Here is a 24,056-nt window from a genome sequence, read left to right as displayed (position 1 = left end):
TGCAATGCCCCGTCATTACTACGAGATTCTGAGCGCAAAGTCACCCATCGTTCGTTTACTCCTCCGTATCGTCTTCAGCCGGTGGGGTGATGCGAATGGTTTTGATCTGGTGATGATAGCGGCGCAAAATTTCAAAACGAAAACCGAAAAAGCGAAACGATTGCCCGACTTCGGGAATGCGCCGGGATTCGTGCAAGATCAGCCCTGCGATGGTCGAGGCTTCTTCGTCGGGCAGATTCCATTCGAACTGGCGGTTGAGGTCGCGAATTGTTACGTCGCCTTGCACCACTAAGGTGCCGTCAGATTGAACGTGCACGCCGTGCACCATGATGTCGGTTTCGTCCGAGATGTCGCCGACGATTTCTTCCAAGACGTCTTCCAAGGTGACGATGCCGAGCAGACTGCCGTATTCATCGACGACCATGGCGAAGTGCTCGCGGCGCTCCCGGAAAGCCTGGAGTTGATCCAGCAGCGCCGTTGATTCCGGAACGAACCAAGGCTTGGCTGCGATCGACAGAATGTCCAGTTCACCGAGCTTTCGTGGATCGTTCGCGTGTTCGCGGACCTCGCGCAACAGCGCCTTGGCATGAAGCACGCCGACCACGTTGTCGGGTTCGTCGCGCCATAACGGCAGGCGGGAATAAGGGCTTTCGAGCACCTGGGTGATGATGCTTTCCACCGGGTCGTCGGCGTTGATGGCGGTGACGCCCTTTCTATGGGTCATGATTTCGACCACCTGGACGTCGGCCAAATCCAGCACGCTGCGCAGCATTACGCCGGATTCCTTGTGTTCGCCCTCGGCGTTGGTGGTGTGCATTTCGATGGCGCCGCGCAATTCCTGGGTCGATGAATGCAATCCCTCGGAAGCGTGAGAATCGACGCCGAACAAGCGCAGCAACAAGCGCACAATGAAGTTGATGGTGCGCACGAACGGCAGCAGCACGATCACCAGTACGTTGATGGTCGGCACCACCGCCAGCGCCGCGCGGTTGGCGTGGCGAATGGCGTAGGTCTTGGGCAGAATTTCCGAAAAAATCAGCACCAGCAGCGTCATCGCGACGGTGGCAATGGCCACGCCGGCTTCGCCGAACATGGTCATCAACAAGCTGGTGGCGAGCGCACTGGCGAGAATGTTGACCAGATTGTTGCCCAGCAAAATTGCCCCGATCAGGCGTTCGCGGCGGTGGTAGAGCTTGTTGATCAGTTCGGCGCGATGGTTTCCGTCCTTTTCCAACTGATGCATCAGCGGTCGCGAGGCGGCCGTCAGTGCGGTTTCCGAGCCGGAAAAAAAGGCCGAAAGGATCAACAGAACCAAAATGGCTGCGGCGATGTATGTCATGCGCTCAACTTCACCTTATCGAGAATTGCTGGCAAGCCAGTCATCAAGCAGCGCGCGCACGTCGTTCGCCGCGATGTCGCGGGTGATGAACGCGGCGCCAATGCCGCGGGTCAAGACGAACGTCAGCTTTCCGTCTTCGACTTTTTTGTCGCGGCTCATGTGATCCAAAAGTATGTCGGCGGTCCACTTTGCGGTGTCCAGCGCGCGGAGGTCCATCGGCAGGCCGACGGCGCTGAAATGGGCGGTGACGCGGCCGCGATCCTGACCGGAACACAGGCCGAGACGTTGGGACAGATCGAACGCCATTGCCGTGCCGATGGAAACGGCTTCTCCGTGCAGCAATGCGCCGCCGTAACCGGTTTCGGCTTCAAGGGCATGGCCGAACGTGTGGCCCAAATTCAACAGGGCGCGCTTGCCGCTTTCCAGTTCGTCTTCGGCCACCACGCGGGCCTTGGCGGCACAACTGGTGAGGATGGCGCGGCGGCGTTTGTCCATGTCGCCGTCGATCAGCGCTTGGGCGTTCGCTTCCAGCCATTCGAAGAAATCGGGATCATCGATCAGCCCGTACTTCACCACTTCGGCGTAACCGGCCATCAGTTGACGGCGGTCCAAGGAGTTGAGGGCGGCGGTGTCGGCCAAAACCAGTTTGGGCTGGCAGAACGCGCCCACCAGATTTTTGCCGTGGCGGGTGTTGATGCCGGTTTTGCCGCCGACCGAGCTGTCGACTTGGCTGAGCAGTGTCGTCGGCACTTGAACGAACGGCATGCCGCGCAGGATCGAGGCCGCCGCATAGCCGACCAGATCGCCGATGACGCCGCCGCCGAGTGCGATCAGGGTGGTGGAACGTTCGACCCTGAGTTCCAAAACGCTCTCGCACAGGCTTTCGAATTGGGCGAAGCTCTTTGTCTGCTCGCCCGCGGGCAGCGTGATGGCGTCGCACTGCACGTCGGCATCGCGCAGCGAGGCGAGCAGGGGGGGGAGATAAAACGGGGCGACGTTTGCATCGGTGATGACGACGACGCGGGGGCGTTTGAGAACCGGGACGATCCAGCGCGCCGCTTGGGCGATGAGGCCCGCGCCGACGACGATGTCGTAGCTGCGTTCACCCAGTTCGACGCGCAAGGTCTCAATAGCTGGCGTTGAGGCCGATGTTGGGGTGGTGCTCATATGTCGGTTCGATCCTTCAGGGCTTCGATGATCAATTCCACGGCGCTTTCGTGGGTTTCGTCGTCGGTGTCGATGGTGATGGGGGCTTCGCGGTACACAGGGTATCGTTCGTCTATGAGTTTCTTCAAGGTCGCCTTCGGATCGCTGGTTTGCAGCAACGGGCGACCACCACGCCGCGATGTCCGTTCTGCCAGCGCTTCCAAGCCGGCTTTCAACCACACGGCGGTGCCCATTTGCAAAATCCGCGCGCGTACCTCGGGGTTCATGAAAACCCCGCCGCCCGTGGCCAGGACCATGGGGCCTTCTTCGAGCAAGCGTTCCATAACGCGCTTTTCGCCAGCGCGAAACTCCTCTTCGCCGAACAATTTGAAGATATCCTCAATCGAACATCCCGCGGCCTTTTTGATTTCGTCGTCTGAATCGACGAACGGAACCGCCAATTTCTTCGCCAAGCGCCGCCCGACGGTGCTTTTGCCCGCCCCCATCAAGCCGATGAGGACGACCGGGCGTGTTATACGCGGCACCATGGTCAAGTTTGCCTCTCCTTAAACATTTGCAGGCTATCTTAGGCGTGGTTTGGGGTAAACCCCACTAGAAAGCCGGGTGGCAAGCCGATACACTGCCGAAAATTAGCCACACTCGGAACCTAGCATAAAGTCCTGGAACCGCAAGAAAACCCGGCGATAAATTCAAGCTCGTTTATTGCCCGTGAATTGAAGGTAAATCGATTTCCATGCGTAAAATGCCCGTGATCATTCTCGTGCTGTTGGTGGTGGTGTTGGCCGGTGGTGCCGGTATGCTGTCCACCTGGGACATTCCCGCACCGGTGAGCACCGTTGACAAGGTGATTCCCGATGAACGCTTCCCGCGCTAAGCGCCTTGCACGGGCCTCGCTGAGTGCGGCATTGGCGATCGTTGCGGTACCCTCCATCGCCTTCGCCCAAGAACCGTCGCCGCAGCCATTGGATTTAAGCGCGCCCATCCGTCTCGAGCCGCCCGCCGGGGCCGGTGAAGATGAACCGGCGCGTCCGCGCTCGACATATACGCCGCCGACTTATGCGCAGCCTGTTCAACAGCAACCCGCACCCGGCGATGGTGCCGTGGATGGGCAAGGTGTGCAGATGTACGGCGATGACGCGGCGCCGGTGATCGGCGGTAAGGTCGAGGCCGAGACTCTGGGGACCATCAACCCCGATGTTGCGGGCGTTTTGAGCACGGCCGAAGGCGGGTTCGGCGCCGCGATGTGGGCGGGCACCCAGAACGGGGTGATCGAACACCTGTTGCCGCAAGTGCCCGTGACCACGGCGTCGCCGGCGGTGCGCGATTTGATGCGACGTCTGCTTTTGACCGGTGCCGAGGTGCCGGAAGGCGGTGTGACGGGGGCGCTGATTTCCCTGCGGGCGGGGTTGTTGTCGGCGATGGGCGATTTTGTCGGCGTGAAATCGCTGCTCAACGCGGTGCCCGGGCGGGCCACCAATCCCGACCTGTTGCGCGTAGAAGTGGATACCCGCTTTCTGACCGGCGATGTGGCGCGCGCGTGCCAGTTGGCGCACGCCTACATTCAAGAACAACAATCAAGCTATTGGCAAAAGGCCTTTATTTTTTGCCAGGCCCTGGAAGGCGACAGCGCCAAGGCTCGTCTTGGCCTCGCCTTGTTGGAAGAACTGGGTGTCGATGATCCGGTGTTTTTCCAGTTGGTGGACGCATTGGCGCGCCAGAACGATCCCGCGTACAAAGCCCCGGTGATCGACAGCCTGTCGGACCCGACGCCGTTGCATCTGGCGTTGGCGCGGGTCGCCAAGGTAACGCTGCCCAGCGACGTGATCGCATCCAACCGGCCAGGCGTGTTGCGGGCCATCGCCATCAGCCCCAACGCCGCGCCGGAACTGCGCTTGGAAGCCGCCGAGCGCGCCGAAGTCGCGGGCGCCTTGCCGGTCGATGCGTTGCGTCAGCTTTACGCCAGCATTTCCTTTAGCGAAGACGAGTTGAAAAACCCGCTGACCCACGCGGCCCAGCGCAGCGGGCCGATGAGCCGGGCGCTGTTGTACCGTGCGACGTTGATGCAGACGGTGCCGTCGGCCCAAGCCGAAGCCCTGCACCGGGCGATGTTGCTGGCGCGGCAAGGTGGGCGTTACGCGTCCACCGCACGGGCTTTTCTGCCGCAGTTGAGCCGCATCCCATCCAGTACGGAACTGGCTTGGTTCGCGCCCGAAGCGATCCGCGCCTTTCTGATCACCGGGCGTCATGCCGAGGCTGGGCCGTGGTTTGAGCTGCTCAAGGATGTTGCGAGCCGCGAGCCGAAGATGGCGGCGGAATTGGCGTCCTTGATGCCAGTGGCGCGGTTGTCCGGCTTTGAAGGGGCATCCGCGTGGACCATGGAAAATCTGCACGCGTGGTGGATCGCGGTCAAAGACAGCGACGGCGCACGCGACAAGGCCGTGATGCTGGCGGCGACGTTGGAAGCGCTTGGCGAATTCGTACCCGATGAAATCTGGACCGATCTGATCGCCGGAACGTCGCACACTGCGTTGCTGGCGCCCTATCCGGCGCACTGGTTCTTGTTGGACAACGCATCTCACCGCGGTCGGGTGGGGGAAACGGTGCTGCTGAGCCTCGTCGCGCTTGGCGATGGTGGACCGGCACGCGCCGATCCGATCGTTTTGCACCATGTCTTGCGCGCCTTGCGGACCATCGGGTTGGAGGGCGAGGTGCGCGCCATGGCGTTGGAGGCGGTGGTCGCCGCCGGGCTGTAGGCCAAGGGGGCGGGCGAAATGGGACGTCGCCGCAAAATAACCGAGCCGTTGCCGCGCGAGGTCGAGATGTTTCTCGAAATGCTCGCCGCCGAACGCGGCGCGGCGCGCAACACGTTGGAAAGCTACCAGCGCGATCTTGGCGATTTTTCCGGTTTCGCCAAATCTCAGCGCATGGTTCCGGCCCATGCCAGCGCGGATTTGTTGCGAAAATATCTCAAACACCTCAACGGCACCGGCATGTCGGCGCGCACCCAGGCGCGGCGGCTGTCGGCGTTGCGCCAGTTTTTCCGCTTTTTGTACGCAGAACGCCTGCGCGACGACGATCCCACCACGGTGATCGACAGCCCCAAGATCGGCCGCGCCTTGCCCAAGTATCTGAGCGAGGACGAAGTCGACCGTCTGCTGATGTGCGCCGCCGATCACCCCGGTGCGGACGGCAAGCGGCTGGTGGCGCTGATGGAAATTCTCTACGCCACAGGGTTGCGGGTTTCGGAACTGGTGGGGCTGCCGTTGACGGCGGTGTCGCGCGACGGGCGCATATTGATGGTGCGCGGCAAGGGCGACAAGGAACGCATCGTGCCGCTCAGCGAACCGGCCACCGACGCCATCGCCGCTTATTTGGCGGTGCGCGACCGATATTTGCCCCACGGCAAGGGCGCCAAGGGGGGGGGCGCCAAGGGGGGACGGATCGGTAAGGACAGCCCGTACTTGTTTCCATCGCGCGCCCGGCAAGGTTATTTGACCCGGGCGCGGTTCGCGCAAATCCTCAAGGAACTGGCCATCGAGGCGGCGTTGGATCCCACCCGGGTGTCGCCCCACGTGCTGCGTCATTCCTTCGCCAGTCATTTGCTGGCCCATGGTGCGGATCTGCGTGCGTTGCAGCAGATGCTCGGCCACGCCGACATCTCGACCACCCAGATTTACACCCATGTGCTCGACGAACGCCTCAAACAACTCGTCAACAGCGCCCATCCGTTGGCTTAGGGCCTTTGATATCAAAGGCGAAATTGTTTCTTTTCGCACCTGCACAAAAAATCGCGTGATTTCTCCGTTCGCGTTCGCTTAAATGGAAGCGGCTTCACACAAAAATCAAGTTTACGGAGACCTCCCTATGAGCTTCACAGTTCCCGAACAGGCCCCGGCGCGCCTCAACCGCTCCGAACTGGCTGTGCCCGGTTCGTCTACCCGTTTTTTGGAAAAAGCGGCGTCCGGGACGGCCGACATGGTGTTCTTGGATCTCGAAGACGCGGTCGCGCCCAGCGATAAGGAGCAGGCGCGCAAAAACATCATCGCCGCGCTTCACGATCTCGACTGGTCGGGCAAGACCGTATCGGTGCGCATCAACGGCCTGGATACCCATTATATGTACCGCGACGTGGTGGACATCGTCGAACAGGCCGGCGACAAGCTCGATCTGATCATGATTCCCAAGGTCGGCACCGCCGCGGACGTCTACGCCGTCGACATGCTGGTGACGCAGATTTGCGCGGCCAAGGGCTACACCAACAAGATCGGCTTCGAGATGATCATCGAAACCGCGCTGGGCATGCAGAACGTGCACGAAATCGCCGCCGCCAGCCCACGCAACGAATCGCTGCACTTCGGCGTCGCCGATTACGCTGCCTCGACCAAGGCGCGCACCACCGCCATCGGCGGGCCGAATCCGGGCTACGGGGTGCTCACCGATCCGCTCGACGATGCCGGCACGCGCGATTTTCATTGGGGTGACATGTGGCATTACGCCATCGCCCGCATGGTGGTCGCGGCGCGCGCCAACGGTTTGCGCCCGATCGACGGGCCGTTCGGCGACATCAAGGACCTGGATGGCTATCGCGCCCAGGCGATGCGCGCGGCGATTTTGGGCTGCGAAGGCAAATGGGCCATTCACCCCACCCAGGTCGACGCCGCCAACGACGTGTTCAGCCCTTCTGAGGCCGAAGTCGCCAAGGCCAACGCCATCTTGGCGGCCATGGAACAGGCGCAAAAGGAAGGCAAGGGCGCGGTGACGCTGGATGGCCGTTTGATTGACATCGCCTCGATCAAGCAGGCGGAAGTGATGGTGAAAACGGCTGCGGCGATTAAAGGGAGATAAATTTTCCCATTCAGTGCTTTAATGACGGCGGTGGGCTATCCTGCCGCCGTTGTTTTTTGCCCTTCTTTCGCCCCAAATGTCGTGCTAGAAAGCGCCCATGCATCATTATCTCGATTTCGAAAAACCCATCGCCGAGCTGGAAGGCAAGATCGAGGAACTTCGTCATCTGACGGGGACCGAGGTCAATATCGCCGAAGAGGTCGCCAAGCTTCAGACCAAGGTCGAAAAGCAGCTCTCTCAGCTCTATGCCAAACTTTCGCCGTGGCAAAAGGCCCTGGTGGCGCGTCATCCGGACCGCCCCCACGCGCTCGATTACATCGAAGGTTTGATCGAAGACTTTACACCCTTGGCCGGTGATCGCCTGTTTGGCGAGGATGCCGCCGTGGTTGGCGGGCTGGGCCGTTTCCGCGGGCGTTCCGTGATGGTGCTGGGGATCGAAAAGGGCAAGGACACCGAAAGCCGGGTTCGTCATAACTTCGGCATGGCCAAGCCCGAAGGCTATCGCAAGGCCCAGCGCCTGATGCTGATGGCCGATCATTTCAAGCTGCCGGTGATTTCGTTCGTCGATACCACCGGCGCGTTTCCCGGCGCCGACGCCGAAGCACGTGGCCAGGCGGAAGCGATCGCCAAATCCATCGAAGTCAGCTTCCAGTTGCGCGTACCGTTCGTCTCCGTCGTAATCGGCGAAGGTGGCTCCGGCGGTGCGATCGCGCTCGCCAGTGCCAATGCGGTGTTGATGCTGGAACACTCGATTTATTCGGTAATTTCACCCGAAGGCTGTGCCTCGATCCTGTGGCGCGACGGCACCATGAACCAAGCCGCCGCCGAAGCGCTCAAGCTGACCGCGCAAGATTTGTTGGAACTGCGCACCATCGATGCCGTGGTGCCCGAACCGCTGGGCGGTGCGCACCGCGACCCCAAAGCCGCCATGGGCGCGGTGGCGGACGAAATTCAACGCCAATTTGAAGCCATGGCCCCCCTCGACGGTGGCCAACTGCGCGCCAAACGCCGCGAGAAGTTCCTCGAAATGGGCAAGGTGGGGCTGGGTTAACTCACCTCATCACCGTGAATGAAAAAGGCCTCTCGTTCGAGAGGCCTTTTTTTGTTAGCCCACTTTACCGTGGCATTGCTTGAACTTTTTACCCGATCCGCAGGGGCAGGGCTCGTTGCGCCCGACCCGACCCCAGGTGCTGGGGTCGTTGGCGTCGCGTTCGGGCGCCGGTTGGCCGCGCAACAGTTGTGCTTCCTCTGTCGCGAACGCCGGGTCTTCGTGGCTTTCGTGCATGGATGCGGGACCTTGGGGCGTAAGGCCTTCGGGTGGCATCATTTGCAGCTCAACATGGGCGAGGATCAGCGTCACGCGCTCGCCGATGTTGGTCAGCAGCTCTTCAAACAGACCGAACGCTTCGCGCTTGTATTCGTTGAGCGGATCTTTTTGCGCATAGGCGCGCAGACCGATGCCCTGGCGCAGATGATCGAGCGTCAGCAGGTGGTCTTTCCACAACTGATCCAAGATCGAAAGATACAGGTTCTTTTCCACGTCGCGCATCACTTCGGGGGTGTATTTAACGGCTTTCTCGGCCATCTTGCGGTCCGCCGCGTCGGTGATGCGATGAAGGATTTCCTGATCCGCGATGCCTTCTTCCTTGGCCCAGTCGGCAACGGGCAAGTCGAGGCCGAAGATGCGCAGGACTTCTTCGTGCAGCACGTCGGTATCCCATTCCTCGGCATAGGCCTTTTCGGGAATGGTGCGCGCCACCAAGGTGTTGATAAGGTCGTGGCGCATGCCGACGATGTCGTTGGAGACGTCGGTCGCGGCCATCAGTTCCTTGCGTTCGGCATAGATCACCTTGCGCTGGTCGTTCATGACGTCATCGAATTTCAGCAGATTTTTGCGGATTTCGAAGTTGCGCGCCTCGACCTTCTGTTGGGCCTTTTCCAACGCCTTGTTGATCCAAGGGTGGACGATGGCTTCGCCTTCTTCCAGACCCAGTTTGACCAGCATGCCGTCGATGCGTTCGGAGCCGAAGATGCGCATCAGGTCGTCTTCCAACGACAGGAAGAACGCTGATGCGCCGGGATCGCCTTGACGGCCGGTACGGCCACGCAACTGGTTGTCGATGCGGCGGCTTTCGTGGCGTTCGGTGCCGACGATGTAAAGTCCGCCCGCTTCCAAAGCGACTTTCTTGTTGGCGGCGATTTCGGCTTTGATCTTTTCCACCGCAGTTTCGTGTTCCGGCCCGACGGTCAATTCGCCCAGTTCACGCAAGATGCGCATTTCCAGGTTGCCGCCAAGCTGAATGTCGGTACCACGACCGGCCATGTTGGTGGCGATGGTCACCGCGCCGGGCAGGCCCGCATCGGCGACGATGTAGGCTTCCTGTTCGTGGTGACGGGCGTTGAGCACGTTGTGCGTGATGCCCTTTTTCTTGAGCAGGTCGGAGAGAAATTCCGATTTTTCGATCGACACGGTACCGACCAGAACCGGCTGCTGGCGTTTTTGACAATCTTCGATCAAATCGACGATGGCATCGTATTTTTCCTTGGCGGTGCGGTAGACCACGTCGTTCTGGTCATCGCGGATGCACGGGCGGTGGGTCGGCATTTCGACCACTTCGAGCTTATAGATCTCGGAAAATTCGCCCGCTTCGGTCATCGCCGTGCCGGTCATGCCGGCCAGTTTCGGATACATGCGGAAATAGTTCTGGAACGTGATCGAAGCCAGCGTCTGGTTTTCGTGCTGAATGGTCACGCCTTCCTTGGCTTCCAAGGCCTGGTGCAGGCCTTCGGAATACCGTCGGCCTTCCATCATGCGGCCGGTGAATTCGTCGATCAGCACGACCTTGTCGTCTTGAACGATGTAGTCGATGTCGCGCAGATGCATCTTGTGCGCGCGCAGCGCCTGGGTCACGTGCTGGACCAAGAGGACGTTGGCGAGATCGTACATGGTGCCGTGCTCTAGCAAGCCGGCGTCGCGCAGGATCTGCTCGACATGTTCGTTGCCGTCTTCGGTCAAGGTGATGGCCTTGGACTTTTCGTCTTTTTCGTAATCGGCCTCGACCAGCAAGGGAATCAGCTTGTCGATGGCTTTGTACATTTCCGACGAATCTTCAGCCTGGCCGGAAATGATCAGCGGGGTACGGGCTTCGTCGATGAGGATGCTGTCGACTTCGTCGACGATGGCGAAGTTGAAGTCGCGCTGGACCATTTCGTCCAAAGTGAACTTCATGTTGTCGCGCAGATAATCGAAGCCAAACTCGTTGTTGGTGCCGTAGGTGATGTCGCTGGCGTAAGCGGCCTTGCGCTCCATGTCCGACAGGCCGTGAATGATGCAGCCGGTGCTGAGGCCCAGGTATCCGTAGATGTGACCCATCCACTCCGCATCGCGCTTGGCCAGATAGTCGTTGACTGTGACCACGTGCACGCCCTTGCCGCTGAGCGCGTTGAGATACACCGCCAACGTTGCGGTGAGGGTTTTGCCTTCGCCGGTTTTCATTTCCGCGATTTGCCCGCGGTGCAGAACCAAGCCACCCAGAAGCTGCACATCGTAGTGACGCTGGCCCATGACCCGCTTGGCGGCTTCGCGCACGGTGGCAAAGGCATCTGGTAGAATGTCGTCGAGACTCTCGCCTGCGGCCAAGCGGCCCTTCAACCACGGGGTTCGGGCTTTGAGATCGTCCTCGCTCAACGCTTCGAGCGTCGGCTCCAGAGCATTGATGGCTTCGACCGTCTTGTTGAGACCCTTGATATAGCGGTCATTGGCGGAGCCGAAGACCTTTTTGGCGAGCGCGCCGAGCATGGATGCGGATACCTTTAGGCAAAGGTTGGAATGTGAGGTGGGGCAAAGTCTCCCCCAAATACCCCCAGCGGTGACCAAGAATTAGAGACGCCCGGGACGTCTGTCAACGCATGCCCGCCTCAACAGCGGATTTTTAGCCGAATATGACCAAAAAAGTTTATCGAACGATCATTATTTTTCTCTACCATAAAGCCGTAACTTGACTCACATCTTCTATTGCCGGAAAATCATACGATCAATAAGGGGCCGGTAACTGCCCCTAAAAAAAGGACTTTATCGTTCCGGGATTGCAACAATTGAAGAGTATGTTGCTAAATCGCAATGAAAACAGTGCCTTAAGCTCGAGGTGACGCCGCCGTTCGTAACGGTGAAAATGATTTTGGTGAAACTCAGCTGTCCCGACGCCCGAACAGTGAGGGAAGCGCATAAGAAAGCACAGGTGGCGGAGACGTCGCGGACGCAACTTCCAGTCTGGAGATCAGAATTATGTCCATGTCACATTTCGACAACATCCGTGTCGTGCTGGCCGAGCCAAATAGTGAATTGCGCGCCGGTTTGAAGGACAGCTTGCACGACATTGGTTTCAAAAATGTGCAGGCCACAGGTAATTTGTCTCAGATTGTCACGGCGGTGAAAGCGGGTGAGGCCGATCTTTTGATCGCCGACACGACGTTGCCCGAAGGTGACTTCAACAAATTCGTCTATGAACTGCGCCACGGCTGCCATGGGGACAATCCGTTTTTGGTGGTGATCACCTTGATCAACAAGCCCAGTCGCGATGTGGTTCAGGCGGCCATCAATTCGGGGGCTGATCAAGTCTTGGCGAAACCGATCACGGCCAAAGGTTTAACCGAAAAAGTGGCGGAATTGACCCATTCGCGCAAACGTTTCGTGGTGACCACGGATTACGTGGGGCCCGACCGCCGTGCCGCGCATCGCGAAGGCACCATGCAAATTCCGCAAATCGACGTTCCCAACCCGCTGCATCAGCGTATGAGCGGTTCCAAAAACGACAGCCGAAACAAGCGCAGCGTTGAGGCTGCCAAGCTCATCATCAACGAACACAAAGTCCAACGCCACGCCTACCAGATCGGCTGGCTTTTGGATCATGTGATGCCCGAAATCGCGGCGCTGCAAGCGGATGCTTTGCCCGATGGGCCGGAAAACCTGAAGCGTTTGCACAATGTTTCGCAGGATCTTTGCCGGCGTATCAAAGGAACGCGTTTCGCCCACGTTACGGAAATGGCGCTGACGTTGTGCCGCATGTCGGAACAAGCCTTGAATGAAGGGCTGTGTGAAAACGACATGCACTTGATGGGGCGCATGGCCGAAATCATCGAACGCGCCTTCGACCCGGACCGCGAAGCCACGGCCGCCGAATACAATCGCCGATCGGGTGTGCGCGGTATCAATGTGTTTAAGGAAGAAGAGCCTAAAGACCTAGCCGCAACTTCGTTGGCACCCAAAGATCTGGCGACGGTGATGGTGAACTGAGCGCTCAATAATTGAGCGTCAGTTTGAAGCTGCCGTAGCGGTCGCTTTTATCTTGGGTGGTGAATTCGCGTGTGCGCTGCACATGGCTGACGTCCAAGCGCACGCCGTCGATGCCCCAGCCGTCGGGCATGGGGACATGCATCATGACCCCGGCGCGGCTTTCCAAAACGAACCAATTGCGTTTGACGTCGGGGCTGTCCTTGAAGGTGTTGCCGTCGAGAAAGATGTCGTGCGCGACCAAGCGGGCTTCCGCGCCGGCGAACAGCGACCATGTGAAACGGTCGGGTGTTTTGCGCGGCACGGCGAAGGTGCCGTAAATGGGGCCGAAGTCTTGGCCTAAATTTCCGCCGAAGCGCACCGTGGTGCCCGCAGCAGCGCCGGTGCGGATGTTGCCGAGTTGCGCCGTGACGTGCGGTATGGCGTCAAAGCCGAAATGGTCGGTGTCGAAAGGCCGCCACGTGTCGGTGCGAAACTTGACCGTGCGGGTGAGCAGCACGCCGGGTTCCGTGCCAATTTGGTAATCCCAACCGCGCGATTCCGACACGTTGATCAGCCTATGGAAACGGTTTTGCGTTTCACCGGCGCGGGCTTCCGGACCGACGATACCAAGATCGAGTTCCAGCGTGTCTTGCTGGTTGAGCGACGTCAGCCCGGTATCGCTTTCGTTTTGCACCGTGGCGCCGATATAGGTCCATCCGGCGTAGGGTCGGTCAAGCGGGTCGGGCACCGTCGCGTCGACGTCTTCGGGTGTGTACATGTCCTGACCGAAAACCCAGCCGATGCGCAGGTTGCCGGGGGGGTAATTGGGAAAGCCGCCTGCGCCGAACGTGTTGATCAGGAAATCCGACGTATCGGTGAGCATCTCTGCCGGCTTGGTGGGGACGTAACCGATGCGCATGCCGTTGGTGTAGTGGCGGTCGGTATCAGCGACCTTGTCGTTATCCCACTGAAATAGAAAGTCGCCAGCTTGCGCGGTGCTGGTGAAGCACGCGATCAGCGCGGCGGCTGACAAAGCCAGATGAGATTTTCGGATCGAAAACATAGGTCAGACTGCATTCAACGTATGGGGGAGCGTTTTGAGTTTCGCCATGATAAAGCACTTAAATGTCCAAAGCATGATAAAAAACACCAAAATCAAGGCCGCTTTGTGACGGTGAACCGCGACAGCCCTTGTGAGAAACGGCATGATATGCTTAATGCCAAGGACAGTGGTGTAGGGATTTCAGTGGTATGTTTTTGAAGCGTGGCGTGGTTGTTTCTCTGTTTGCAGGTCTTGCCTTGATGGCGGGGGTGGCGGCTCACGGTGCCGAAACCGATCCGGTCGTGGCCAGCGTCAACGGCAAGGTGGTGCGTTTGAGCGACGTCGAAAACGCCCGCAATCTGTTGCCGACCAAGTTGCAAGGCGCACCATTGCGCGAAGTTTATCCGGTGCTGATGGAATCACTGATCAATTCCAGTTTGGCGTCGGAAAAAGCGGTGAAGCTCGGTTTCGACGAAACCCCGGAATACCGCCTGCGCATGGCGCGCATCTCCGATCAGATTTTGGAACGTATTTTGTTGGCGCGCCACATCGAGCAACATTTGTCCGACGACCTGATCAAGCAGCGTTACGAGCAGGTGGCCGAAAAAGCGGCGGCGCAATCGGAAATCCATGCCCGTCACATTCTTGTGACCAGCGAAGATCACGCCAAAGCCCTGATTGGCTTGTTGGAAGACGGTGACAACTTCGCCCAATTGGCGGCGGAACACTCCACCGGGCCGAGCAAAACCCGTGGTGGAGACCTTGGCTGGTTCGGGCCCGGACAAATGGTCGCGGAATTCGAAAATGCCGCCATGGCTCTACCGACCGGCGAATTCACCCATGAGCCGGTGAAAACCAAATTCGGCTGGCATGTGATCTTGGTGGAAGAACGACGACCGTTCGTCGTTCCCAGTTACCAGGACGTGCGCGAAATCCTGGCCAATGAACTGTCGGCGGAGCTGGGCCAAAAATATATGGAACAGCTGCGCAGTGAAGCTAAGATCGAAAAAAAGAGCTTTGAAGATGTTGTGAAGGCTCTTCAGCAATAACTGGATATTCGAAAATGGAATTGAAAAAATCTCCTCTGGCGCCCGCGTCTTTTCCCGACATGCCGGACATCGCTGGAGTGCGTTTCGCCACCGCCCAAGCGGGGGTCAAATACAAGGGCCGTACCGACCTGATGTTGGCGGAATTCAGCCCCGCCACCACGGTTGCGGGTGTGTTCACCAAATCCAAAACGGCTTCCGCGCCGGTGTTGAAGTGCCGCGAATATCTGCCCGGCGGCACCGCCCGCGCGCTGGTGGTCAATTCCGGCAACTCCAACGCGTTTACCGGACGGCGCGGCGAGGAATCCGTCGACCACATCTTGAGTGCCGTAGCCGACGCGGTGGGTTGTAACATGAGCGAGGTGTTTTCCGCCTCCACCGGTGTGATCGGCGAGCCACTGCCCCATCACCTGATCGTCGGCGCAATGCCGGGGCTCAGGGATGCACTGGGTTCGGCCAACTGGGAACAGGCCGCGCGCGCCATCATGACCACCGATACGTATCCAAAGGGCGCGACCCGCCGTGCGCGGATCGGCGACGTGGACGTGACCATCAACGGGTTCGTCAAGGGATCGGGCATGATCGCGCCGGATATGGCGACCATGTTGGGCTACATCTTCACCGATGCGGCCATTCCCTCAGGCGTGTTGCAAGCCATGCTGACGCCGTCCGCCGATGCCTCGTTCAACTGCATCACGGTCGACAGCGACACCTCCACCAGCGACACGGTGATGCTGTTCGCCACCGGTGCCGCGGGTAATAAAACACCCACGGGTATCGACGATCCGGCATTGGTCGATTTCAAGCGCGCGCTGGATGAAGTGACTCTCGATCTCGCCCACCAAGTGGTGCGCGACGGCGAAGGCGCGACCAAGTTCATCGCCATCACCGTCACCGGCGCGGAAAACGACGTGGCCGCCAAACGCATTGGCTTGTCGATCGCCAATTCACCGTTGGTCAAGACCGCCATCGCCGGCGAAGACGCCAACTGGGGCCGCATCGTCATGGCGGTGGGCAAGGCCGGTGAAGCGGCGGATCGCGACAAAATGGGCATTCGTATCGGCGGCGTGCAGGTGACCGAGGACGGCATGCGTGTGGAAGGCTACGACGAAGCGCCGGTTGCCCTGCACATGAAGGGCCAGGAAATCGACATCGAGGTCGAAGTCGGCATCGCCAGCGGCACAGCCACGGTGTGGACCTGCGATCTGACCCACGGCTACATCGACATCAACGCCGATTATCGGTCGTAACCGCAAGGGGCGCGCGATGATTGGCGAACACGCCTGCATGTCGGCATTCGAGGCCGTGAATATAGGGGTTCTCGAAACCCCGCGCTTGCGCTTGCGCCGCTTGCGCGAAGACGACGTTCAGGCGGTGTTCGATTTCGCCAGCGCGTGGGAAGTGGCACGCTACACCGCACTGATCCCGCATCCTTATGCTATGTCGGACGCCCACGCCTTCATCGAAGGCGCGATGCTGGACCGCACCGCCAACAGCCGCCACGTGTTCGGCATCGAACGGCGCATCGAAGGGGATTTGATCGGTTCCATCGAAATCAACATGGGTACCGGCGACGACGTCTTCGGCTATTGTTTGGGGATCGCGCATTGGGGCCAGGGTTACATCACCGAAGCGGCTCAAGCGATGGTGCGGTTCGCGTTTCAACGTGCGGGTAAAAAGGCGCTCGCCGCCGCCGTGCACCCCGACAACGGCGCATCGGCGCGGGTGTTGGAAAAGCTCGGTTTCACCCAGACGCACACCAACAACACTTTGCCGGGGCGATGTTCCGAAGTCGCCGCACGGATCTATGAACTGAACGCCACCGATTGGTTCGCCCGCGAAGCCGCCAAGCCGAAACTGCTGGTGACGGCGGTGGCGTTGATCGACACCGACGGACGGGTGCTGATGGCCCAACGGCCCGCAGGCAAGTCCATGGCGGGGCTGTGGGAATTTCCCGGCGGCAAGGTCCATGACGACGAAACCCCGGAAACGGCGTTGGTGCGCGAGTTGAAGGAAGAATTGGGCATAGATATTTCGGAAAGCTGTCTTGCGCCGTTCACCTTCGCCAGTCACGCTTACGAAAGCTTTCATTTGATGATGCCGCTGTATCTGTGCCGCACATGGAAAGGCACGATCACGCCGATGGAAGGCCAACAGCTCAAATGGGTCAAACCGGTGCGTCTCAATCAATTGCCGATGCCGCCCGCCGACATCCCTTTGGTTGCGATGTTGATGGATTACCTCTGAGCGCCTACATTCACATCATGAACGACATGACATCCCATGAAGCCGTAACGGCCTGCGTCCTGGTGATCGGCAACGAGGTGTTGTCCGGACGCACCCAGGACGCCAACATCAATTACCTGGCCAGAGAACTGACGAAGCTCGGCATCCGGGTGGCGGAATGCCGGGTGATTCCCGACATCGAAGCCGAAATCGTCGATGCGGTGAACCATTGTCGCGCCAAATACACTTATGTTTTCACCACCGGCGGCATCGGCTCGACCCACGACGACATCACCGCCCAGTCTGTGGCCAAAGCGTTTGGGCTTGGTTTCGGCACCCACCCCGAAGCGGAGCGGCGGTTGCTGGCGCATTATGGCGACAATGCCAACGCGGCGCGCATGCGCATGGCGATGACCCCCGAGGGTGCGGACCTGATCGACAACCCGGTATCCGTCGCGCCGGGCTTTCGCGTCGAAAACGTCTTTGTCATGGCCGGGGTTCCGGTGATCGCCCGGGCGATGTTCGACGGCGTCAAAGGCGAACTCAAGGGCGGCAAGGTTCTGGTGGTCAAGACCGTGTCGACCATCGGCATTTCCGAAGGCATGATCGGCGAGCAGCTGCGCGCCGTGCAGGCCGCGCACGCGGACGTCGATATCGGCTCGTACCCGTTTTTGAAATTCGGCGGCTTCGGCACCAATTTGGTGGTCCGGGGCGAAGACGCGGCCAAAGTGAACGCCGCGTGCACGGATCTCAAAGCGATGATCGTCGCCGCAGGGGGTGAACCCATCGACGGCGAAACCGAAGGCGAAGAGCTGAAATAGCCCAGATTTCGGATTGCCGCTTGCGCACTCATGTATATGCGCACGAATGCATGGATACTGGCGAGACGGAGGCTGCGAGGGATGGTGGAAGAGAGGCCGCGGGTCGGCGTGTTGGGTGCGACCAGCTTGGTCGGCAGACATGTATCATCCCGTCTCGTGCAGATGGGCTACAACGTGAGCGCCTTTTCGCGTCAAGCCGACGTGCCGAGCACTGATGGCGTTGAGTGGGTGCGATTAGATGCGCCCGGCGAGGAGTTGAGGACCACGACGTCCGGCTCGGATTCCCATCGATCTCAAACCATTGAGTTGTGGATTTGCGTGATGTCGCTGTGGCTATTGCCCGAGCACTTGCCGCTGCTAGAAGCGCGTGGCGCCCGGCGCATCGTCGCACTTTCTTCCACCAGCCGTTTCACGAAAACGGACTCCGCCGATCATGAGGAGCGCGAAACCGCGAGCCGCCTCGCGGATATGGAAGCGCTTGTGGCGGATTGGGCGCGGGCGCGCGATGTGGAATGGATCGTGCTCCGCCCGACTCTCATCTACGGTCTTGAGGAAGATAAGAATATCGCAGTCATGACGCGGTTCATTCGCCGTTTTGGTTTTTTCCCAGTGCTTGGGGAAGCACGCGGTTTACGCCAACCGATTCACGCCGATGATGTTGCCGCGGCATGCGTTTCGGCGTTGTCGACAACCGCCATCAAGGACCGGGCATACAATCTGTCCGGCGGGGAGACCCTTACATATCGCGAGATGGTCGCACGACTGTTTACGTCCATGGGCAAGCCCGCGCGGATTATTTCGGTGCCTTTGTGGGCGTTTAGGCTCGGCGTGATGTTGGCACACCTCATCCCGCGCTATCGCCATTGGTCGCCCGCCATGGCGACGCGGATGAACTCGGATCTGGTATTCGATCACGCCGAAGCCCGGGACGACTTTGGTTTTGCTCCGCGGCCGTTTCAATTGGACCCACCTCGAACCTAACACGAGAAACGGACACAATGACGCCTCCACACAGAGCGAAACTGTGCTGGGTGGGAATCTGCTCATTTTGGCGACAGTTCGTCTTGCATGCCGGGGCCGCTCGGCATAGGTTCTTGTGGCTTATCCAAACCGGCCTGTGCGGGCGTGGTGAAATTGGTAAACACAACAGACTTAAAATCTGTCGGCCGCAAGGCCTTGCCGGTTCAAGTCCGGCCGCCCGCACCATTTCTTTCAATTATGCTTAAGTGCTTTTGACCATGCGTGCGATGACGCTTTCGTTCATGTCGCCGAGGCCTTGGTCTTCGGCACGTTTGAACAGGGCGCTCGCGGCGTCGAGCACCGGTGTGGCGCAGCCGAGGCGGTGGGCCATGTCGATGCCGTAGCGGGCGTCCTTGTTGCGCCAGCGGGCGGCGAAGCGGACCTCGTCATGGGCGTCTTGGGCCATGCGCGGGGCGATGTAGGTGGTCACCGGGCTGGCGACAGAACCTGCGCCCAACGCGTCCGCGACCATGTCCAACGGCAGTCCAGCCTGACGGGCGACGGCAATGCCTTCGGCGACAGCGGCGGCGTGCACCGCGCCGATGGTGTTGACGATCAGTTTGTAAGCGGTACCCGCGCCCACCGGACCGAAGTGATAAATGCGATTGGCATAAGCTTCAAGAACCGGGGTTGCCTCGGTCAATGTCGCCGCCTCGCCGCCGACCAACATGGTCAGGGTGCCGGCGTTCGCACCCGGCGGGCCGCCGGTGACGGGGCAATCCAAAAACCGCAAGCCCGCATCCTGGCAGAGGTCGCCCAACGCAATCATCCAATCGCGCGACACGGTGGTGCTTTCCACCGCGATGGCCCCCGGCGCCATGTCGCCGGACAAGATGCCGTCCTCGCCCAGCCAGACTTGTTCCGATGAGCGATCGTCGCCGAGAATGGTGACGATGACCTCGGCCCCCGCAACGGCCAGGGCCGGGGTGGGGGCGGCGCGCGCGCCGGCATCGACGAGCGCGCCCGTCTTGTCTGCCGTGCGGTTCCAAACGGTGAGATCGAAGCCGGCTTTGAGCAAATTCAAAGCCATACCCTGGCCCATATGGCCAAGGCCGAGGAATGCGATTTTCGTCATGATCTGATGCGCGCTCTTCGGTGGGATGGAGGCCACGAAAATAGCCCCGTCACCGAAGCGACACAAATGACATTATGATGTCATGCAAAACGGGTGGCCGGAATCAGCCCGCGACGTTGATCGCCACTTCCTTGGTGTAGACTTGGTTGGCTTCGTCGATCCAGGTGAACACCATCGGGCCGCTGTCTTCGGCGCGCACGTAGAACGAGGTGTAGGGATTGGCCGACATGGCGGTGTGCCATACGGATTTCAGCACCTCGCGGCCATTGTAGGTCACGGTCAGGCCGCGCACGATGTCACGGGGAATGGTTGCGCCGGTTTCCTTGTCCTTGCGCAAGCCCGTTTCCATGCGGTGTGAGATCAGGGTCTTGACCTCGAACAGTTCGCCTTTGGTGAGTTTTTTCGGCACCCGGATGCGGGGTTTGATGTCTTTCGTCGCCATGATCGCCTCTCTTAGCCTCCGCAACCGCCGAGGGTTACTTTCACGTGTTTGCGCCCCACCAACACCTCGCCGGTGCTGGTTTCGGCCACGGCCACCACATTTTGCGAGGTCGACAGGCGGATGCGCATGGACAATTCGGCCTTGCCGTTGGACGGACCGACGAAATAGCTGGCCACGTCGGGAAGCGGGTTGCCGTCGGCATAGATGTGCACGGCCTTGATGTGATCCGCGTCCGTCATCGGGCTTTCGACGTTCACCGTCAGCGGTACGGTGCCGCCATTTTCGGCGATTTCGGGCAAGGTCAGCATCACGCGGGCATCGTCCTTGGGGGCTTTGCCGGCCGAGACCTTATCGATTTCAGCTTGCACGCTTTGCGGCGTGGCGTGGGCGGCGAGGGGGGCGAGGGCAAGTGCGCAGGCCCCGGCGCCGGTGATCGTGAGAACATCGCGCCGCCGCACATGGGTGTTGGTTTTCATGAAAATCGTTCCGTCTCAAAACACTGCACCGAGGAGAGGACCAGCCCCACCATACGAGTGGGGAAACTGACAGCGGAGCTGGTCTCTTGCGTCTCTCAGACGAAAGACGCGGGGGTGCAAATCAAGGTTTGATGTAGGTGTAGCCCATCTGCTGCAGGCGAGCGAGCTCGGCCACGCCGGACGGCACCACGTCTTCGTTGAACACTTCGTAAAGCTGGTCAAGGGCGATGTTCTTGCCTTTCAACGTGTTGGCGCAGACTTCGAAGCCGACGCTTTGCGAACGCAGGTTGGCGACGGCGGTTTGCACGTTGCCGGCGGCCTTGGCCGACTGCAAGAGGCCGATGCCGTTGCCGTGGATCACGACCTTGAGGTCGAGATTTTCGGCGCCGACGGCATTGATGTGGTTTTGAATGTTGCGCATGGCGCCCAAGTAGACCTTGTCGCCTTCGCCACCCGGCGTGTTGATGTGATAGACGACTTTTTGTTTGCCGTAACGTTCCGACGCGTCGGCGTTGGTGACGTTTCCGACCAACAACGCGACAGCGACGATCGACGAACAGATGAATCCGAGTAAACGCATTGAGCCCTCCCATGATTTGGCTTTTCAATGTGGGCGGAGGCGTTTTTGATTTTTTGTGCTCCGGCCCGGTCCCTGATTCTTACATCACTGCGGCCATAAGCTGTATTCGGGATAACCCTTATAAGCATAAGGGGAGGGGCGTCATGCCGATGCGCTGAGAGATTTGCGGATCAGGTCGGCGAGCGAAGCCGCCTGGAGCTTTTCCATCACCTTGGCACGGTGCGCTTCAACTGTTTTGTCGCTGATGTCGAGCGCAAAGGCGATCTGCTTGTTGGTGTTGCCTTCGACGATCATGTCCATCACTTGGCGCTCGCGCGGCGTCAGGGTGTCGATCAGCTCTTGGATTTCCAGGTGGCTGGTGACTTGGGTGCGGCGGCGTTCGCATTCTCGCACGGCGTTTTGCACCAGATCGAGCAATATTTGGTCGTTGTAGGGTTTTTCGATGAAGTCGAACGCACCGTCCTTCATCGCGCGCACCGCCATTTGCACGTCGCCGTGTCCGGTCACGACGATGACCGGCAGGCAGTGAGGATTTTCGGCGAGGCGCTTCTGCAGTTCGAGTCCGCTCATCCCCGGCATGCGCACATCCACCAACAAGCATCCGGGACGCGATGGGTCATAGGCATCGAGAAACGCTTGTGCGGAATCGAAGGTTTCGACGTGCAACCCCACCGACGAGATCAACCAGCTCAACGAATCGCGGGCGGCCTTGTCGTCATCGACGACGAAGATCGTTTTGTCGGCCATCGTCGAGGATGGCAATGGGCTGTTCTTACGCGGCATGATGGTTTTCCGCCTTGTTGGTGCGTTGCGGTGCGCTCGGCAGACTGAATTTGAATACGGTCGCGCCGCTTTCGTCAACCTCCACCCACAAGCGTCCGCCGCTGGCTTCGACGATGGATCGGCTGATCGACAACCCCATGCCCATGCCGTTGGGTTTGGTCGAATAAAAGGGTTCGAACAGTAGATCGCGGGCGGTTTCCGACAGGCCGGCACCGTTGTCGCGCACCTCGCAAATGACCTCGCCCGGATCGCCGGGACGGGTGGCGACGACAATGGTTTTGGGGTCTTTGCTGACGGCGCCGAGTGCGTCCATGGCGTTGCCGATCAGATTCAGCATCACCTGTTCGATCTGGACCTTGTCGACAAGCACCGGGGCCAAGGGCTCGGTAAAATCGCCGCTCAGGCCGATGTGTTGGCGTTCGGCCTCGGCGTTCGTGATTTCGATGGCCTCCCGCGCGATGGCATTGACGTCCAGAGTTTCCAAAGACAGTTCGCCCTTGCGCACGAAGGCGCGCACCCGGCGGATCACCTGCGCGGCGCGCTCGGCCTCGGTGGCGATGGTGGACAGGACTTCATACAGATCGTCGGGCGATATGGTGTCGAGCTTCAAACGGCGCACGCTGCCGGTGGCGTAATTGGCGATTGCGGAAAGCGGCTGGTTGATTTCGTGCGCCAAGCTGGCGGTCAGTTCGCCCATGGTGTTGACGCGCGACACATGGGCCAATTCGTTCTGGCGGTTTCGGGCGGTATCTTCAGCGCGTTTGCGTTCAAAAATCTGCGTTTCCAGTTCAGCGTTGGCCTGCGACAGTTCGGCCGTGCGCTTGGCGACAAGATGCTCGACCCGCACCACCCACAAGATCGCAATGCCCATCAGCACGCCTGCGAACACGCCCCATTGCCAATACTGTTCGATCAGATCCGACAACTTGATTTCCACCGGCAGATCGTAAGGGCCGATGTGCAGTTCCTTGAACAGTTCGTGCACGGGCTGATAGTCCAACGGCACGGTCCAGCCGGCGTAATTCCCGGCGACCGCCGCGGGGTGGTCGATGGGCATGCCCAACAGCGCGATGACCACCTGCTGGGACAGCATTTCCGGGGTGTTTTTGAGCTTTGCAAACGGCCATTCGGGATAGAGCCGGGTGCTCAGGGCAAACGGAAAGCCGTGAATGTCTTGGGGGTTGAGGATGCGCAGGCTCGAAAGTTTGACTTTGCCGTTCTCGGCGAGGTTTTCCAAAACCCCGGCGCGCACGGTGCCCGCATCCGCGTCCCCGGCCAGCACGCCGTCGACCACCTTGTCTTGGGGAAAGCCGACAAAAATCAAGTCGGCGAGGTCTTTGAACGGGTTGATGCCCTCGGCCTGCATTTCACGCCATGCCATCTGAAATCCGCCAAAGGCGTTTTCACGGATGGCCATGAACCGCTTGCCCTTCAAATCGCGCAGCGTCTCGATGCCGTTGTCGACATTGCGGGTGAAGATCGTGGCGCCCAAGGAATCCGTTTTTTGGTGGGTGTTCGGGCGGATGGTGGCGATGCGGGCGACGCCGTGTGCGGCTTCGTGCGCGACATAGTTGCCTGGATTGGTCAAAATAAAATCGACGGCTTCGGTTTCGACCGCGCGTTGCATTTCGGTCAGGGTCAAAGGCACGATGCTGAATACTCGCCCCGAGACATGATCGGATAAATAGTCGGCGGTCGGCTGCCACTGCTGCATCGCTTCGGCTTTGCCGCGAAAGGCCAGAACCGCAATTTTGACATCGACCTTGGCGAGGGTCTGGGCCCAGCACAGATTCACGGACATCATGGCGACGAACGCAAAACTAGCGGTCGCGATGCAAAAACGTTTGAAACCCGATGTCACGGACGTGTGCTCCCCCTGGTGCTGCCCTGGTGTTTCCCTGTCTCGGGAAAGCCTACGATAT

General features: G+C 59.8%; 22 protein-coding genes, 1 tRNA gene and 1 pseudogene. 13 read left to right on the top strand and 11 right to left on the bottom strand.

Annotated elements, in window-relative coordinates; translation table 11 throughout:
• Positions 1–55: 55 nt before the first annotated feature.
• The 3 genes from VIN96_RS12905 to VIN96_RS12895 are packed head-to-tail and all read right to left on the bottom strand — an operon-like array spanning position 56 to position 3,033.
• On the bottom strand, positions 56–1,339 hold the full coding sequence (locus tag VIN96_RS12905) for an HlyC/CorC family transporter (RefSeq protein WP_331896641.1): 1,284 nt from the start codon (positions 1,337–1,339) through the stop codon (positions 56–58).
• Between the two features lie 15 nt (positions 1,340–1,354).
• Positions 1,355–2,506, bottom strand: a complete 1,152-nt coding sequence (aroB, locus tag VIN96_RS12900) for a 3-dehydroquinate synthase (RefSeq protein ID WP_331896640.1) — start codon at positions 2,504–2,506, stop codon at positions 1,355–1,357.
• Positions 2,503–3,033, bottom strand: a complete 531-nt coding sequence (locus tag VIN96_RS12895; RefSeq protein WP_331896975.1) for a shikimate kinase — start codon at positions 3,031–3,033, stop codon at positions 2,503–2,505. The genes aroB and VIN96_RS12895 overlap by 4 nt, the downstream gene beginning before the upstream one ends.
• Before the next feature lie 206 nt (positions 3,034–3,239).
• Between VIN96_RS12895 and VIN96_RS12890 the strand changes: the two genes are divergently transcribed.
• The 5 genes from VIN96_RS12890 (at position 3,240) to VIN96_RS12870 (ending at position 8,402) form a co-directional block, all read left to right on the top strand.
• Positions 3,240–3,380, top strand: a complete 141-nt coding sequence (locus tag VIN96_RS12890; RefSeq protein WP_331896639.1) for a hypothetical protein — start codon at positions 3,240–3,242, stop codon at positions 3,378–3,380.
• Complete coding sequence (locus VIN96_RS12885) at positions 3,361–5,259, top strand: hypothetical protein (protein WP_331896638.1); 1,899 nt, start codon at positions 3,361–3,363, stop codon at positions 5,257–5,259. Before VIN96_RS12890 ends, VIN96_RS12885 begins: the two co-directional genes overlap by 20 nt.
• 18 nt (positions 5,260–5,277) lie before the next feature.
• Complete coding sequence (locus VIN96_RS12880) at positions 5,278–6,243, top strand: site-specific tyrosine recombinase XerD (protein ID WP_331896637.1); 966 nt, start codon at positions 5,278–5,280, stop codon at positions 6,241–6,243.
• Between the two features lie 127 nt (positions 6,244–6,370).
• The gene (locus VIN96_RS12875; protein WP_331896636.1) at positions 6,371–7,351 is read left to right on the top strand and encodes a CoA ester lyase; all 981 of its coding nucleotides are present in this window, start codon (positions 6,371–6,373) and stop codon (positions 7,349–7,351) included.
• Between the two features lie 97 nt (positions 7,352–7,448).
• Entirely contained in the window at positions 7,449–8,402 is a 954-nt protein-coding gene (locus VIN96_RS12870; RefSeq protein WP_331896635.1) for an acetyl-CoA carboxylase carboxyltransferase subunit alpha, read from the top strand.
• A 54-nt stretch (positions 8,403–8,456) separates the two neighbouring features.
• Here VIN96_RS12870 and secA read toward each other — a convergent pair whose 3' ends face one another.
• Entirely contained in the window at positions 8,457–11,150 is a 2,694-nt protein-coding gene (gene secA / locus VIN96_RS12865; RefSeq protein WP_331896634.1) for a preprotein translocase subunit SecA, read from the bottom strand.
• A 486-nt stretch (positions 11,151–11,636) separates the two neighbouring features.
• Here secA and VIN96_RS12860 point away from each other — a divergent pair, with 486 nt between their 5' ends.
• Positions 11,637–12,644, top strand: coding sequence for a response regulator (locus tag VIN96_RS12860; RefSeq protein WP_331896633.1), 1,008 nt, complete (start codon positions 11,637–11,639; stop codon positions 12,642–12,644).
• A 4-nt stretch (positions 12,645–12,648) separates the two neighbouring features.
• Here the strand turns inward: VIN96_RS12860 and VIN96_RS12855 are convergent, their stop codons facing one another.
• Entirely contained in the window at positions 12,649–13,686 is a 1,038-nt protein-coding gene (locus tag VIN96_RS12855; protein WP_331896632.1) for a lipid A deacylase LpxR family protein, read from the bottom strand.
• A 188-nt stretch (positions 13,687–13,874) separates the two neighbouring features.
• Between VIN96_RS12855 and VIN96_RS12850 the strand changes: the two genes are divergently transcribed.
• From VIN96_RS12850 to VIN96_RS12825, 7 genes and pseudogenes are all read left to right on the top strand, one after another.
• The gene (locus VIN96_RS12850; RefSeq protein WP_331896631.1) at positions 13,875–14,714 is read left to right on the top strand and encodes a peptidylprolyl isomerase; all 840 of its coding nucleotides are present in this window, start codon (positions 13,875–13,877) and stop codon (positions 14,712–14,714) included.
• Between the two features lie 14 nt (positions 14,715–14,728).
• Positions 14,729–15,961, top strand: a complete 1,233-nt coding sequence (gene argJ, locus VIN96_RS12845; RefSeq protein WP_331896630.1) for a bifunctional glutamate N-acetyltransferase/amino-acid acetyltransferase ArgJ — start codon at positions 14,729–14,731, stop codon at positions 15,959–15,961.
• A 16-nt stretch (positions 15,962–15,977) separates the two neighbouring features.
• Positions 15,978–16,448 (top strand): annotated as a pseudogene (locus VIN96_RS16705) (GNAT family N-acetyltransferase); the annotation flags it as partial.
• A 66-nt stretch (positions 16,449–16,514) separates the two neighbouring features.
• Positions 16,515–16,958: a (deoxy)nucleoside triphosphate pyrophosphohydrolase gene (locus tag VIN96_RS16700; protein WP_414675619.1), complete on the top strand. Its 444-nt coding sequence runs from the start codon at positions 16,515–16,517 to the stop codon at positions 16,956–16,958.
• A gap of 17 nt (positions 16,959–16,975) precedes the next feature.
• On the top strand, positions 16,976–17,758 hold the full coding sequence (locus VIN96_RS12835; RefSeq protein ID WP_331896628.1) for a competence/damage-inducible protein A: 783 nt from the start codon (positions 16,976–16,978) through the stop codon (positions 17,756–17,758).
• Between the two features lie 81 nt (positions 17,759–17,839).
• Positions 17,840–18,739 carry an NAD-dependent epimerase/dehydratase family protein gene (locus VIN96_RS12830; protein ID WP_331896627.1) on the top strand — a complete coding sequence of 300 codons (900 nt, stop codon included), beginning with the start codon at positions 17,840–17,842 and terminating at the stop codon, positions 18,737–18,739.
• 138 nt (positions 18,740–18,877) lie between these two features.
• Positions 18,878–18,964: transfer RNA gene (locus VIN96_RS12825), tRNA-Leu, on the top strand.
• Between the two features lie 16 nt (positions 18,965–18,980).
• Here the strand turns inward: VIN96_RS12825 and VIN96_RS12820 are convergent.
• The 6 genes from VIN96_RS12820 to VIN96_RS12795 form a co-directional block, all read right to left on the bottom strand.
• Positions 18,981–19,853 (bottom strand): NAD(P)-dependent oxidoreductase, encoded by an 873-nt coding sequence (locus VIN96_RS12820; RefSeq protein ID WP_331896626.1) that lies wholly within the window; start codon positions 19,851–19,853, stop codon positions 18,981–18,983.
• Positions 19,854–19,956: 103 nt separating this feature from the next.
• On the bottom strand, positions 19,957–20,295 hold the full coding sequence (gene soxZ, locus VIN96_RS12815) for a thiosulfate oxidation carrier complex protein SoxZ (RefSeq protein WP_331896625.1): 339 nt from the start codon (positions 20,293–20,295) through the stop codon (positions 19,957–19,959).
• 11 nt (positions 20,296–20,306) lie between these two features.
• Entirely contained in the window at positions 20,307–20,771 is a 465-nt protein-coding gene (gene soxY, locus VIN96_RS12810; RefSeq protein WP_331896624.1) for a thiosulfate oxidation carrier protein SoxY, read from the bottom strand.
• A 121-nt stretch (positions 20,772–20,892) separates the two neighbouring features.
• Entirely contained in the window at positions 20,893–21,351 is a 459-nt protein-coding gene (locus VIN96_RS12805; protein WP_331896623.1) for a DsrE family protein, read from the bottom strand.
• A gap of 141 nt (positions 21,352–21,492) precedes the next feature.
• On the bottom strand, positions 21,493–22,134 hold the full coding sequence (locus tag VIN96_RS12800; RefSeq protein ID WP_331896622.1) for a response regulator transcription factor: 642 nt from the start codon (positions 22,132–22,134) through the stop codon (positions 21,493–21,495).
• The gene (locus VIN96_RS12795; protein ID WP_331896621.1) at positions 22,124–23,995 is read right to left on the bottom strand and encodes a sensor histidine kinase; all 1,872 of its coding nucleotides are present in this window, start codon (positions 23,993–23,995) and stop codon (positions 22,124–22,126) included. The genes VIN96_RS12800 and VIN96_RS12795 overlap by 11 nt, the downstream gene beginning before the upstream one ends.
• Between the last annotated feature and the right edge of the window lie 61 nt (positions 23,996–24,056).

Source organism: Magnetovibrio sp., assembly GCF_036568125.1.
Taxonomy (GTDB): Bacteria; Pseudomonadota; Alphaproteobacteria; order Rhodospirillales; family Magnetovibrionaceae; genus Magnetovibrio.
This window is presented reverse-complemented; position numbering and strand designations above follow the sequence as displayed.

Coding starts and splice junctions, on each gene's coding strand:
- VIN96_RS12905 (WP_331896641.1), bottom strand. CDS start 1,339: ATGACATACATCGCCGCAGCCATTTTGGTTCTGTTGATCCTTTCGGCC.
- aroB (WP_331896640.1), bottom strand. CDS start 2,506: ATGAGCACCACCCCAACATCGGCCTCAACGCCAGCTATTGAGACCTTG.
- VIN96_RS12895 (WP_331896975.1), bottom strand. CDS start 3,033: ATGGTGCCGCGTATAACACGCCCGGTCGTCCTCATCGGCTTGATGGGG.
- VIN96_RS12890 (WP_331896639.1), top strand. CDS start 3,240: ATGCGTAAAATGCCCGTGATCATTCTCGTGCTGTTGGTGGTGGTGTTG.
- VIN96_RS12885 (WP_331896638.1), top strand. CDS start 3,361: ATGAACGCTTCCCGCGCTAAGCGCCTTGCACGGGCCTCGCTGAGTGCG.
- VIN96_RS12880 (WP_331896637.1), top strand. CDS start 5,278: ATGGGACGTCGCCGCAAAATAACCGAGCCGTTGCCGCGCGAGGTCGAG.
- VIN96_RS12875 (WP_331896636.1), top strand. CDS start 6,371: ATGAGCTTCACAGTTCCCGAACAGGCCCCGGCGCGCCTCAACCGCTCC.
- VIN96_RS12870 (WP_331896635.1), top strand. CDS start 7,449: ATGCATCATTATCTCGATTTCGAAAAACCCATCGCCGAGCTGGAAGGC.
- secA (WP_331896634.1), bottom strand. CDS start 11,150: ATGCTCGGCGCGCTCGCCAAAAAGGTCTTCGGCTCCGCCAATGACCGC.
- VIN96_RS12860 (WP_331896633.1), top strand. CDS start 11,637: ATGTCCATGTCACATTTCGACAACATCCGTGTCGTGCTGGCCGAGCCA.
- VIN96_RS12855 (WP_331896632.1), bottom strand. CDS start 13,686: ATGTTTTCGATCCGAAAATCTCATCTGGCTTTGTCAGCCGCCGCGCTG.
- VIN96_RS12850 (WP_331896631.1), top strand. CDS start 13,875: ATGTTTTTGAAGCGTGGCGTGGTTGTTTCTCTGTTTGCAGGTCTTGCC.
- argJ (WP_331896630.1), top strand. CDS start 14,729: ATGGAATTGAAAAAATCTCCTCTGGCGCCCGCGTCTTTTCCCGACATG.
- VIN96_RS12835 (WP_331896628.1), top strand. CDS start 16,976: ATGAACGACATGACATCCCATGAAGCCGTAACGGCCTGCGTCCTGGTG.
- VIN96_RS12830 (WP_331896627.1), top strand. CDS start 17,840: ATGGTGGAAGAGAGGCCGCGGGTCGGCGTGTTGGGTGCGACCAGCTTG.
- VIN96_RS12820 (WP_331896626.1), bottom strand. CDS start 19,853: ATGACGAAAATCGCATTCCTCGGCCTTGGCCATATGGGCCAGGGTATG.
- soxZ (WP_331896625.1), bottom strand. CDS start 20,295: ATGGCGACGAAAGACATCAAACCCCGCATCCGGGTGCCGAAAAAACTC.
- soxY (WP_331896624.1), bottom strand. CDS start 20,771: ATGAAAACCAACACCCATGTGCGGCGGCGCGATGTTCTCACGATCACC.
- VIN96_RS12805 (WP_331896623.1), bottom strand. CDS start 21,351: ATGCGTTTACTCGGATTCATCTGTTCGTCGATCGTCGCTGTCGCGTTG.
- VIN96_RS12800 (WP_331896622.1), bottom strand. CDS start 22,134: ATGCCGCGTAAGAACAGCCCATTGCCATCCTCGACGATGGCCGACAAA.